Origin of the sequence: Bacteroides ovatus, assembly GCF_001314995.1 — a bacterium.
Taxonomy (GTDB): domain Bacteria; phylum Bacteroidota; class Bacteroidia; order Bacteroidales; family Bacteroidaceae; genus Bacteroides; species Bacteroides ovatus.
Window position 1 is genome coordinate 3,651,811 of record NZ_CP012938.1, and the last position, 12,580, is coordinate 3,664,390.

At 34.0% G+C, this 12,580-nt stretch carries 17 protein-coding genes and 1 pseudogene; 17 read left to right on the forward strand and 1 reads right to left on the reverse strand.

What is annotated here, in order from left to right:
- Positions 1–1,050: 1,050 nt before the first annotated feature.
- From Bovatus_RS14415 to Bovatus_RS14485, 16 genes are all read left to right on the forward strand, one after another.
- The gene (locus Bovatus_RS14415) at positions 1,051–2,067 is read left to right on the forward strand and encodes a DUF3871 family protein (RefSeq protein WP_004296538.1); all 1,017 of its coding nucleotides are present in this window, start codon (positions 1,051–1,053) and stop codon (positions 2,065–2,067) included.
- 391 nt (positions 2,068–2,458) lie between these two features.
- Positions 2,459–3,046 carry a tyrosine-type recombinase/integrase gene (locus Bovatus_RS14420; protein ID WP_004296539.1) on the forward strand — a complete coding sequence of 196 codons (588 nt, stop codon included), beginning with the start codon at positions 2,459–2,461 and terminating at the stop codon, positions 3,044–3,046.
- Positions 3,047–4,078: 1,032 nt separating this feature from the next.
- Positions 4,079–4,552 (forward strand): hypothetical protein, encoded by a 474-nt coding sequence (locus tag Bovatus_RS14425; RefSeq protein WP_004296542.1) that lies wholly within the window; start codon positions 4,079–4,081, stop codon positions 4,550–4,552.
- Positions 4,553–4,576: 24 nt separating this feature from the next.
- Complete coding sequence (locus Bovatus_RS14430; RefSeq protein ID WP_004323044.1) at positions 4,577–4,906, forward strand: hypothetical protein; 330 nt, start codon at positions 4,577–4,579, stop codon at positions 4,904–4,906.
- A 19-nt stretch (positions 4,907–4,925) separates the two neighbouring features.
- Positions 4,926–5,999 (forward strand): penicillin-binding transpeptidase domain-containing protein, encoded by a 1,074-nt coding sequence (locus tag Bovatus_RS14435; protein WP_004296544.1) that lies wholly within the window; start codon positions 4,926–4,928, stop codon positions 5,997–5,999.
- Positions 6,000–6,034: 35 nt separating this feature from the next.
- Complete coding sequence (locus Bovatus_RS14440; RefSeq protein WP_004296545.1) at positions 6,035–6,649, forward strand: hypothetical protein; 615 nt, start codon at positions 6,035–6,037, stop codon at positions 6,647–6,649.
- Positions 6,650–6,721: 72 nt separating this feature from the next.
- Complete coding sequence (locus tag Bovatus_RS14445) at positions 6,722–6,904, forward strand: hypothetical protein (RefSeq protein WP_224440837.1); 183 nt, start codon at positions 6,722–6,724, stop codon at positions 6,902–6,904.
- A 1-nt stretch (position 6,905) separates the two neighbouring features.
- The gene (locus tag Bovatus_RS14450; protein WP_004296547.1) at positions 6,906–7,124 is read left to right on the forward strand and encodes a hypothetical protein; all 219 of its coding nucleotides are present in this window, start codon (positions 6,906–6,908) and stop codon (positions 7,122–7,124) included.
- Between the two features lie 3 nt (positions 7,125–7,127).
- Positions 7,128–7,334 carry a hypothetical protein gene (locus Bovatus_RS14455; RefSeq protein WP_004296548.1) on the forward strand — a complete coding sequence of 69 codons (207 nt, stop codon included), beginning with the start codon at positions 7,128–7,130 and terminating at the stop codon, positions 7,332–7,334.
- A gap of 15 nt (positions 7,335–7,349) precedes the next feature.
- Positions 7,350–7,802 carry a hypothetical protein gene (locus tag Bovatus_RS14460; protein ID WP_004296549.1) on the forward strand — a complete coding sequence of 151 codons (453 nt, stop codon included), beginning with the start codon at positions 7,350–7,352 and terminating at the stop codon, positions 7,800–7,802.
- 51 nt (positions 7,803–7,853) lie between these two features.
- Complete coding sequence (locus Bovatus_RS25520; protein ID WP_004296550.1) at positions 7,854–8,012, forward strand: hypothetical protein; 159 nt, start codon at positions 7,854–7,856, stop codon at positions 8,010–8,012.
- A 40-nt stretch (positions 8,013–8,052) separates the two neighbouring features.
- Positions 8,053–8,283: a hypothetical protein gene (locus Bovatus_RS14465; protein WP_004296551.1), complete on the forward strand. Its 231-nt coding sequence runs from the start codon at positions 8,053–8,055 to the stop codon at positions 8,281–8,283.
- A 37-nt stretch (positions 8,284–8,320) separates the two neighbouring features.
- On the forward strand, positions 8,321–8,503 hold the full coding sequence (locus tag Bovatus_RS14470) for a hypothetical protein (protein WP_004296552.1): 183 nt from the start codon (positions 8,321–8,323) through the stop codon (positions 8,501–8,503).
- An 88-nt stretch (positions 8,504–8,591) separates the two neighbouring features.
- Positions 8,592–8,816 carry a hypothetical protein gene (locus tag Bovatus_RS14475; protein ID WP_004296553.1) on the forward strand — a complete coding sequence of 75 codons (225 nt, stop codon included), beginning with the start codon at positions 8,592–8,594 and terminating at the stop codon, positions 8,814–8,816.
- Positions 8,817–8,899: 83 nt separating this feature from the next.
- Positions 8,900–9,175: a hypothetical protein gene (locus Bovatus_RS14480; protein WP_004296554.1), complete on the forward strand. Its 276-nt coding sequence runs from the start codon at positions 8,900–8,902 to the stop codon at positions 9,173–9,175.
- A 330-nt stretch (positions 9,176–9,505) separates the two neighbouring features.
- Positions 9,506–9,763 carry a hypothetical protein gene (locus Bovatus_RS14485; protein WP_004296555.1) on the forward strand — a complete coding sequence of 86 codons (258 nt, stop codon included), beginning with the start codon at positions 9,506–9,508 and terminating at the stop codon, positions 9,761–9,763.
- A 94-nt stretch (positions 9,764–9,857) separates the two neighbouring features.
- Here the strand turns inward: Bovatus_RS14485 and Bovatus_RS14490 are convergent, their stop codons facing one another.
- Positions 9,858–11,696, reverse strand: a complete 1,839-nt coding sequence (locus Bovatus_RS14490) for a recombinase family protein (RefSeq protein WP_004296556.1) — start codon at positions 11,694–11,696, stop codon at positions 9,858–9,860.
- Between the two features lie 138 nt (positions 11,697–11,834).
- Between Bovatus_RS14490 and Bovatus_RS14495 the strand changes: the two are divergent.
- Positions 11,835–12,455: pseudogene (locus tag Bovatus_RS14495) on the forward strand (ATP-binding protein); the annotation flags it as partial.
- Between the last annotated feature and the right edge of the window lie 125 nt (positions 12,456–12,580).

A 12,580-nucleotide genomic window follows, 5' to 3' on the forward strand; every position in this document is an offset into this window, starting at 1 on the left:
TTTTTATCAGTTAGTTTCATAGCCTTAAGATTCTTTTAGCCCCAAATACAAGAATAATTATTGGAAATATGGAACACAAGCACCAATAAAGAAGTCCGTTTGCAAATAACATAAATAAATTTCCATAGGGATTGGGATATACAACTCTTAGTATCATGTCGATAGTACAATATATAATGGTGGAGAACAAGAAAACGTAACAGAGCAGTTTCCAAACACCATTATTTTTATAAACTTTCCAAGCTATTATACTACCTAGTAAACAACTTAATGTATAGAATACAACAATGCTTGGTATTTGTGAAATACATATACCAAAATTCAAAGCATACAAATATGAAGATAAGATACCGCATATTAACATTATGCCTTCAAACCACCACAATCTTTTGTCTGTTAGTTTCATTTATTGCTTTCCCTTATGTAATAAGAATTCATTTAATATCTAACACACAAATATAGTACATTTATTGGAAAAGAACTAAGCCAAACTGTTCTAAATCAAAATAAAAAACACAGTACTTATTTGGGCATATAGATAGAATACCTACTATTATTCCCCTCTCTTTAATTTTAGAAAATCCATCTTATTGAGATACTATGCTTTGATAAAATGGATTTATTAGTCAGACAGTGAGCATGAGGTATATATTATGCACTCTATAGCGGTGTAACTACTCTACACCCCCTTACCCATTATTAGGAAAAATGAAAGGATTACATGAATTGCTATTCAGCCCACAAACCTTTTGAACTTCTGAAATGTGCGGACTTATCAACGATTTGTATATGTCTACATATAAAGATGCACAAAGGAAAGTGAATGAATAGTACTTCATGTCAAGCCCTCATTTTGTCCTTAAATACACTATTTACTAATCTATTATTATGCGTATGGAGAATTTAAAGATTTTATTGACGTTTGGAATAATTCTAATTGTGCCAGTAGTCTTAATGCCACAGTTCTTTATTGGATTATTAATACTGATTGTGGCTTGCTTAGCTTTCAGACAGAGGAATTTCTAATATTAACTTAATAAATTACAGATTATGGAATCAACATTACAGATTATGCCAGTACAAAGAACTGGTAGAAACTTTGGTGAATATGCGGAAGAAGCGGTAATAATTGAAGAGCCAATTATTAAGCAGAAACGACCTCTATTCATTGAAGCTAATACGATTGAAGCCAGTTTGGAACATCTAAGGAATGATTGTATTATACCCGTATTCGCAAAGGACAACGAAGCTACATTATCTCATGTGGCTTTCATTGAAGCGGTACAGGATGCAACCAATACATTCTTTAGCGGTGAACAAATTGAATCGCCAGATATTCGTGTTTCTCATGTAATCAAAGGTAGGATTCCCGAAGCAATACACAAACCAGCCAATCAGTTATTAGAGAGTGACAAGACTATCTACTACGAAAGATGTGCTTTTGTTATTGAAGTTCCTACTATCTATGAGACAGTGCACGGTAACAGGCTAACACTTACTATTGGTGGTGTCAGAGCTTATAACCATACCAATCTTTATTCAAAGAAAGGTGCAGAGCGGTTTAAAGTGTTTATTGGCTTTACTTGTAAGGTTTGTACAAATCTATGTGTATCTACGGACGGTTATCTTAGTTGCTTGGAAGTTACCAATACAAGGGATTTATATCAAGCGGTATTGGAAATGTTCCACAAATACGATGCAGCCAAACACATACATTTGATGCAGTCTTTAGGCAATACCAGTATGACAGAGCATCAATTCTGCCAACTACTTGGAAGAATGAGACTTTATCAATCACTACCGCAAGGCTATCAAAAGGATATACCTAAAATGTTGCTTACTGATACACAGGTTAACAATGTGGCTAAAGCATATATCAATGATGAGAACTTTGGCAGCTTGGGGAATGATTTGTCTATGTGGAAGTTCTACAACTTGCTCACAGGTGCAAATAAGAGTAGCTATATAGATTCATTCTTGGATAGAGCCTATAATGCTACAGAACTTGCAACGGGTATATGTTCCGCTTTACATGGTGATGACAAGTATCAATGGTTTCTTAGTTAGTGGTATTACAGAGTACTTAAAAGGGGCATCCATATAATAAGGGTGTCCCTTGATTATTCATTACCTATTAATACTCAAAAGATTATGTTACAAGCGTTATTAGTCGTTATATCTTGGATTATCTTGTTACTTGTTATGTGTGCAATTTCACCTGTTGTATTCTTCTTGATGATTGTTTGGACTATATACAAGATTATTACAATGAAGTAGTACATGAAGAACTAATAAGGGTATCTATATACTATATATAGGTACTCTTTCTCTATTATTAGCCAGTAGTATAATATTCACTTCTATTATTAGTGAATGTTTAACTAGTAATCAGCAAGTTAGATATTCCAGTTTAAAATTAATATTCACTTATATTAGTTTCACTATAAAACAGAACGTTATGTCACTTAAATATTCAAGTACAACAGCAGATTATCTGCAATGGAGCGAAGCGATGAACTTAATAAGAAAATTGGCAAGGGATAATAATTATAAGATGTCACTTCTTATCGCTTTGGGTTGCTTCACAGGTCTAAGAATTTCTGATATTCTTGCTTTGAGGTGGAATCAGATACTAGATGCAGAAGAATTTACCATTATAGAGATTAAGACAGGAAAGCAAAGGACAATTAGGATTAATATGCAGCTACAGCAACATATCAGAGATTGTTATGAGCATATAAATCCAGTTGGTATAAATGCTCCTGTATTGATAAGTCAGAAGGGGACAGTGTACACAGTTCAGAGAATCAATGTCATGCTGAAAGAGATTAAAAAGAAATACAAGTTGCATATAGGCAATTTCAGTTGCCATTCTCTTAGGAAGACCTTTGGTAGACAGGTTTATAATATGAACAGTGATAATTCAGAACTTGCACTTGTTAAGCTCATGGAGCTATTCAATCATTCCAGTGTATCAATTACTAAAAGATACTTAGGATTGAGACAGGAAGAACTATTAAATACCTATGACTGTCTTAGTTTCTGATAATTGAGATTTGAGACAGAATGAATCGGAGTTTACTTATTTATACTCTGAATAGTTCTGTCTCAATTTATGGATATTCAGAGTAGAAATAGCTCTCAACTCTCATTTTAACAGATACATTTAATTGCAGAATAAAATACCTTTCATTATCTTTGTGCCAATCCTAGAAATAGGAGGACATATTAACGAAAGGCATTTTGTTATTGTCTCTATTCATCGAATCTTGCAAATTTGAAACCATACAGAGACAGTAACAACAATGCCCGTGCTGATGTTTACTTTCTACTCCAGTAGAGTAGCCTGTAATATTATTGGCATGGGTAACTGTTGTTATATCTTGTATGGTAGGTTTTGCAAGAACCTGATGAATGAGGTGTACAATGGTTCCCATGCCTTTCTGTATGTAGAACTGTATCTATTGGGAACTAGATACAACTAATAATAGACTATGGAACAGGCATATTTACAACTAGTCCCTACCTCTCAAACAGTATGTAGACAGTTAAAATCTTTACTAAATCCAGAGATTAGGCATTTTTATATTAAAATCTTTGGGCAAATAAACTAAGTAATTATTATATTTGTGACAAAATAAAGTATTATAGCAGTCAATTATATGCTATCGGTTCTCTAGTACTTTAAATACTATGATTAACTACTTTCTTGGGGAGAATTGGGAAGTATAAATCAATATCTATAAGAAGCAGACATACTACTTACTTACCTATTCAGTTCTATTATCAGATAGTAGAATGAATCCACAGAATTATATTCAACCTTTTAACAAGGATTATTTAGATTATATACCCTTCACTATGAAAGGTTGAATAGCAACTAACATACAGAACTATTAAAATTTAAGATTATGTATTCATTGATAATTTTATTAAGCAGAGGTAGGATGTCAGACTATGCAGATTTTAACAGTAACGGTAGTGTGGCATTACATATAATAGTCATACTTGTTATTGCAGGTTTCTTCTTATATGCCTACATAAAGAATAAATAGGACAAACATAAATAAATGGAATTATGTATCGCAAATTAATGGTAACTTTAAAAGGAAGTGACATAATAATCAATCTGGAAGAGGGAAATGTAATAGACAGTGTCATAACATCACGTTTCAGACATCCAGACTTTCTGCCACAACAAAATATATTAATTGGCATACCGCATACCAATACCCAAGAATTTATAACAGATATTAGTCAGCAAGTTACTTTCTTAAATGAGAAGCAAGGAGATGTAACTGCCATGACTATTTTGGATGCAATATTTAATTCATGCCAAAAGCATATAAGGCAATATTATAGGCTTATAGATACGGATATGTACACCTATATTGATGCCGCTATGCACATTATGGATGCTTGTCACTTCTTTAATGAGAAACAAATGCAAGAATATTATCAATTCTGTGCTTCCCAAACTATTAATAGATTTTCTTATGCCTTATGGCTTAATACTGGTGACGAATTAGTAAAATTAACTGATTTGAAGTAACTATAATCGTAAATGAATGAGAGTATGAATCGTTTACAAACATTTATTATCAATTTCAAGCAGAAATGTTTGGAGCATGGCGTTGAATATAAGCCAAGAGATAAAAAGGAATTTGATAATTTTTATAAAATGGGATTTGTTTTAAGCAATTATAAATTAGGGTACTATGATGTGCACTTATTAATTGATTATGAGGATAATCTAAAAGCAATTCACCTATTGGGAATTGAACCTCACATCTCTATGATTGCAAAGGAGATACAGAGTACGAATGTATTTTGTGGCATTCCCGTTATTGTTAGTGCCTTGAATAATCAATATTCGCCTGCATCCATTACTATGATTTGTATATAAATTTATACGGTATGCTCGTATGAAAAAGATATTGTTAAAGTGCACCATATTAATCGTTGTACTTTGTTCTTGCCAATCCAGACAGCAAGTAACAGCACCTATTTCCACCATAGACAGTACATTACAAACTAATGTTACTGCCATATTGGAAAGCAAGTTGTCAGAGATAAATGCCCAATCTGGGCAGGTTATAGTAATGGAAGTTCAATCAGGGCAAATAAAAGCTCTGGTTGGACTTACTAGGAAAGACAGTACGAACTACCAATCATGTGAGAACTTCTCTGTATGGCAGTCTACTGGTCTGATGCACCCAATATCGTTATTGGCAGCTTTAGAAACTGGTAAGGTGAAGTTGAGTAATAAGGTTGATACTGGAAATGGTATCTACCAAGTTCATGGCAGAGAGCTTAAAGACCATAATTGGCATAGAGGGGGATATGGTGAGCTTACAGTACAGGAAGGATTGGCAGCTAGTTCCAATATTGCTATTTATAAGACTATGGAGAAAGCATTTGCTAATAATCCCCAAGCATACTTTGATTTATTAGCTAATATGAGCTATGGTAAACCGGATAGTATCAATGGAATAGCCAATCTAAAGCCTGCACACTTTGTAACTCCTAAAGATAACAACTGGACTAAGACAGCCTTTGTATGGTCTAGTATCGGTTACAATCAACATGTATCGCCAATTCAAATACTAACCTTCTATAATGCTATCGCCAATAATGGGAAGATGATACAGCCTCAACTATATAAGGATAGTGTAGTAGTTATTAATCCCCAAATAGCTAGTAGGGCTAGTATTGATAGTTTGAAGAAAGCTCTAGTATTTAATATTACTGACGGATTAGGTCAACCTGCCAAGTCTGATAAGGTAGTAGTTGCAGGTATACAGGGAACTAGTTCGTTATCTACTAATGAGGATAGTACTAAGGATATGTATGCGGTAGAGTTCTGTGGTTACTTCCCTACTGATAATCCTAAGTATAGTATCATTGTATCTATTAATAAGGCTGGATTACCTGCAAGTGGTGGACTAATGACAGGTGATGTATTTAAGAAGATAGCTGATAATATCATTGAAGAATAATCATTATCTTTATAGCACAATTATACACAAGAGACATGGGAGAAGTAAAACAATATGAATGTCCTAAATGCGGCTACACAACACCAGTACTACATTTTGGTTGTGGATTTAGAGATTATTATGAGGTCTATATTTGTAAGGCTTGTCAAACAATACAGAGTTCTTTGGTTGCAACAGAGGATTGTATGTCTGAGTTTGATGAAGAAAGTGAACTTGATAATGTTAACCTAGTAACAGTCTATGGTGAGGATTACAACAATAAGGAATTGGTAGAATATAGCAAAAGAGAGAAAGCTAAAAAGTGCAATCACTGTTCATCACAGGTTATTTCTGAAATTCCATATCAAATAGAAATAGACTTTCAGAATTTGACAGATATTGATAAGAGATTACCACACATGAAATACTATTTAACTTTTAAAGATATAGTTAAAATGGTAAGAAAAGGCAAGAAGCGAATTATTCATTGTAATGATTGTCACTATGATGTGAAGTATAATAGTTTTATGGATGATTTTAATATCAAATGTATTCATTGTGGTAATAATCAGTTAGAAGTTTGGGATGAAAAGCATTGTCCTAAATGTGGTGAAGAAATGGTATGGGGTGGAGACTGGGGAAGGAATTTCCTTATAGCAGAGTGGGATTAATATTAACAGATAAATATCTCATATATCCATTAATAGGAACTACACTAATAGGAGGAATGAATTATGATAGAAATGAGTAATAGTGAGTATAACGAATTGCTTAACGACCTTTATGCTAAGGTTGAAGCAGGAGAGATGACTGAAGAAGAAGCTTGTAAGAAGATGTGGAGTGTAGATAAGATATGGATGGCCCCAGACCCACGTGAACCGCATGATGTACCAGATGATTATATACCACCTAGTAGTAATTGTTAATATGATGACAGTAGAGACTTTAATAGTAAAGTTAGGTGTAAATCCTAAAGAAATATCTAAAGCTGAAATAATACTACTCACTAGCTTAGTAGAAAGATATAATCATGGTTATATGCGTAGGTCTATCTACTTTAGCTATGAAGAGGTACTCATAAAAGAAGCAGAAGGTATTATACATGGATATTTACCAGAGATTGACGGTATTATATATGAGGATTAATTGATGACTATTGAAGAATTAATGAATAAATTAGGGTTGACAGAAGTATCTAAGGTAGATAGGCAACTGTTAGACCATTTACTGCATCTATACAATACAGGTCAATTAAAAGTTGTATCTATAAGCCGAGAAGAAGCACTACTACAAATGGCAGATGCATATCTTAATAATTGCTTACCTCAAATTGATGATATTATATATAGAGATTAGTAGAAGGAGCAACCTATGGATTTAATGGAAGAAATGTGGATAAGCAGACCACAAAGACGAATAACTAAATTATCTGATTTATCAGACGGAGGAGTTATAGCAAGAATAAAGTTTTATAATGCCAATAAGGAATATACAGTGGATAGCTTTAAGTTAATGTTTGAAGATTATGAGAAATCTATCTATTGTTGCCAAGACTTTATAGAACTATGCCAAATCATTAACGATTATAGCTACATAGTAGATTATATTAATAATTCCCATTTCAGAAATGAATTAGATATATTTACTCCAGAATTTGATAAGAAGCGTACTCACCACATAACATCTCATAAATCAGACAAAGACACGTTACAAGTGAGAGTAATTTCTAATGAAGGAGTTATTAAGAGCTATGATATGTCTGCGATAGGAATTACATTTGAGAAGATGTATCACATTATAGATAAGGAACGTAATGGTTATTGAAATGGTCAACTATAATTGGCACTCCGGTAACTATATCTAAAATGAATAAATATGATAACAGCAGAGTACAAGAGAGACGCAATTAACTCGGTATTGGATGAATATGGATTATCAAGAGAAGAGTTTTGGAAAGACCCTAAGAAGTTCCTTGATAATTTAGATGATAAGGATGCAAAGCTTACACTAGAAATCTTTATGGAGGTATTATAATTATAAATCTTAAATGAGTTCATGAGAAGATTTAATAAGTATGGATTTGGTACAGCAGTTGGAGTTCCTACTGCGGCTACTATTAATAACAATGATAATGGGAAGTGAGGATAAAACAATACCCGAGTGGTGCAATATTAAATGTGAGAAGATAGTTGAAGAAATAGCCCCCGGATTCAAATGTGTTAAGGATGCTATAACAGGTGAAATATTGGCTTTTATACATGAGGAGTTAGATGATGATATGCTAGACGAACAGGCAGATGAATAACTATGAATGAATATGATAACAGCAGAGTATTGAATGTATGGAAACAATGACAGCAAGTGAGATGTGGGATATTATGGAAGAATTAGGAATTGCAGTAGACAAATCTTTCATTGAGCCCTGTGATTTAACTCCACCCACTTTAGAGGAACTATGTAGAATGTTTGGAGTTAATAGCTTAGAGGAACTTAGGAATATGCCTCACGGTCCAATGGCTTTCTGATATTAATAAGAAGAATTTATGAGAAGTTTAATAAGTATGGATTTGGTACAGCAGCTCTTATGATTATGAATAATAACAATAAATAATTATGGCAAAGAAGAAAGGTCCTTATGTGGAGATAATAGGTAAATGGAAACATGAATGTGTATCTCCTTCTAGACGTTATGACACAAATTTAGAAACTGGAGAAGTAATAATAGCAGATACGTTCTGTACATGGGAAGACTGGGAAGATTGGTTTGATTCTATGGAAGATGTAGAATCTACCAAAGAAGACGAACAAGCAGATGAACAACTTAGTAACAATACTTAACATTCTTGCATTAGTTTAATAGGTTAATAATCAGTAACTTTATTTCAAACATAACACGTATTATTAATTAATATAACTAATCTATGAATAATCAATCAGAGAATAAAGAACCAGATTTCTTTACCCCTAATGCTCCAATTAAATACGCAACGGCAGGAGGAAGAGGGGTAATGATAGGTTGCGGAATTATAACAGCCTTATATGTTATAGGCGTAATTATAGGGCTGTGTTTGGGCTATGGTTGGAGTAGCCTTCTTCTGCCTTTCCTACCATTCATCATAATTGGATTTATTGGCTACATTTGGGAGATGTTTAAGAAGTTCCACAATCTGGGATATGATGAGAAACGTAGGATATAAAGTCTCTGTATGCCTATATATCCTACCTTCCACTAGTAAATCCCTATGTACTTGACCCTACTAGTAGGGAATAGTAGTATTATTACCTAGCCATTCAAATAACTTGTTTAGATAATACTTGATAGGCTAGATACAATATTACGTATAAATCAATTATTATATAAGAATTAATTATCATACAAGAAATCCTTATTATTCCTTTGAGGTTATTAAATTTCATACTACATTTGCAACGCATTTCCAGATAATAGTTAATTTACTAGCTTATAATCTGAATATCCAGTAAGGTTTGCTGGTAATAAATGTATTATTAACTTAATAATTAAAACTATGTCAAATTTGGAAAATGCTAATGTAAAGAGTGCTGAAGAACGTAAACGTGCAGAAATGCATAGAACTTATGGAATGTGGTATAAAGAGGGAGCAACAGCTTCCGACCTTGTTTCTTGGTGTGATGCAAGAATAGCAGTTTACAGTGAATGGATTAAGAACTGTACAGAACTGAAACATTCAAGTCAAGCACAGTTATTGAGTGGCATGTCTAAAGAAGCTTTAGAAGCAGCTTTAGCTGCATTAAACGCCCAATAGCATCTTTCGTGAGGTTGTGCCAATGTCTTGACACAACCTCATTTTCAATTTAATCAACCACATTTACTAGTTAATAATTATATTCAGTGAAATATTACATCTTGTAAGTATAATCTATTTCCCAACCATTCTGCATACATATCTTTATCAGTTCATTAAAGGTTACTAACATATCTACATCTTCTGTTTCAGTCACCAATGTAGCATGAGAGATAACAAAGTACTCTCCAGTATCATAAGCATCAAACTTATTCCTTCCATTTTGAAATGTAGCATAAACACTACTAATATAATAGGCTACCTTGTTATTCCTCTGATTACCGTCATATAGTACGTTATAAATTCCATTTATAGTATATACTTCCAATAAAACTATACCATTCCTCATTATCCTATTAGTAGCTGGTGATACATAGGTTGTAATCCTATAAGGATATATCTTGTCTATTAGTTCCATTACTAAGTTCCTCATTTTAATAGGGTCTGATTCTGCCTTCTCAATGGCATCCTTTGGTAAAGTAGGTTGGTTGAAGAATGTCCTCATATTCTCCAATCTTAACTTCTCTGCACTTAAAGCTTCTATCTTATCCTTGCACTCCGCTCTCTCATTCTCACACTTAGTTAGGGTTTTATAGTACTTATCTTTAGCTATATCCATTACAGAATCCGGAGCATCCATATAAGCACTATAAGCTCTTTCTATCAATCTATCCATGTTGGATATATGAGATGTAAAGTTGGCTATATTCATTTCCAAATTGGTTATTTTATCGGTAAGTTCCTCCACCTTAGCTACTCTATCTTCATCATTCAAATTGGCAAATCCTATTAGCTCCTGTTTAACTAAGCCCCAAATAATAGCTTCTAATTTCTCATTACTAATTGTAATGCGACTACTACAATCTGTAGCATTATTGATACCCGACATACATGACCACCTAATAGCTACCTTCCCATTCATCAATCTATATTTATCCCCCTTATCTCCACCACGTTTCTGTGGAGTTAATGAGTGTTCACAGATAGGACATTTAAGAAGTTTACTCAATATATAAGTAGCCTGTTTTGGATAAGGAGTTCTAGCAGTTCTATTTGTAGCTCTCTTAGTGGTGGCTTTATCGAACATAGCCCTAGTTATGATAGTAGGTATCTCGACTTCAAACTCATCTACATCTTCTGTATCTGGGTCAGTAAGAGATACAACCTTTATACCAGTACAATAAGGTTCAAAGGTTAAAATATGCTCTATAGTCCCTATGCTGAATTTCTTATTAAATTGTTCACCATACTTGGCAGTAATAGCCAAAGCTGTAGATTTCAGTGTTGCACCGTCTTTAACATATTCTTCAAATACATCTACCACAACTTTAGCGGCATCATCATTTATCACCCAACTATTCTTCTTACCCTTATCTCTACCACCATATCTTTTATAACCAAAGAAGGGCTGTCCTATACTCATTTGATTGTTATCCAGTTCATCACGTCTACCAGATGCTATTTGTGTTTTCATACTCTTTATGTATTTCCAAGCAGCATCAAAGGCAGCACCTATAATAGTTTCAGCATCTCTAACTTTCTTGCCAGTTACAGGGTCTATAGTCCAAGTATCAATATCCCTAAAATACACAGGAATATCCATGTTGATAAGCTGTCTAACATATAACCGACCCGACATAGGGTCACGACTCATTCGGCTAACTTCCGACACTAAAACGACATCAAATTCCTTATTAATAGCAGCATCTTTTAGACGTTGAATAGACTGCCTATCTCTCTTACTTGCATCATCTTTACCAGTGATATGCTCACCAAATATCATATTATCACTTGACGTATAACCAAACTTCTTAGCCAGTCTAGTTAGGTCATTTACCTGTCGCTCATAGTCTTGCTTCTTAGTTGAGCACCTAATCAAAAATGCAGCTCTCATATCTGTTACATTTAATATTATTGCAATCAAGACTATTAGCTAACTATCTATAATGCAATATAATAGCACAGATAATAGTCTTTACCTCTCGCAAAGATAAGAAAGTTTCTACAATGGTGCAAGTATTTTAATAATAGCGAGTTACCGGAATTCAACCGAGGAGTGCTAGAAGTATTGCGCCAACCATTGGAGGACCGTCAAATCACCATTTCCCGCATCAAAAGCACTATCAGTTATCCGGCCAATCTGATGCTGATCGCATCCATGAATCCATGTCCCTGCGGATATTATAACCATCCGACAAAAGCGTGTGTATGCAGTCCCGGGCAAGTCCAAAAGTACTTGAATAAGATATCCGGTCCATTATTAGACCGGATTGATATTCAAATAGAGATCGTTCCTGTACCTTTTGATAAGATTTCCGATCAAAGGCAGGGAGAACCGAGCAATATCATCCGGCAACGAGTGATAAAAGCCCGTCAACTGCAGGAAAGACGATACACCGAATATGCCGGAATTTATTGCAATGCACAAATGAACAGCAAATTGCTTGCAATGTATGCTCAACCGAATGAGAAAGGACTCGCATTGCTAAAAAACGCAATGGAACGATTCAATTTGTCTGCCCGAGCCTATGACCGGATTTTAAAAGTTGCCCGTACAATCGCTGATTTGGAAGGAGTAGAACAAATACTTCCTAGTCATTTGGCAGAAGCCATCAGCTATCGGAATCTCGACAGAGAGAACTGGGCAGGATAATAATAATGAATAGAAACAGAATAGAATTATTTCATCGATAACACTATCTTTTTTCATATATTTGTTTTACATTTGTGACAAACAAATATGCAATAAATATGAAAACGTCGATAACAAGTCTTTTA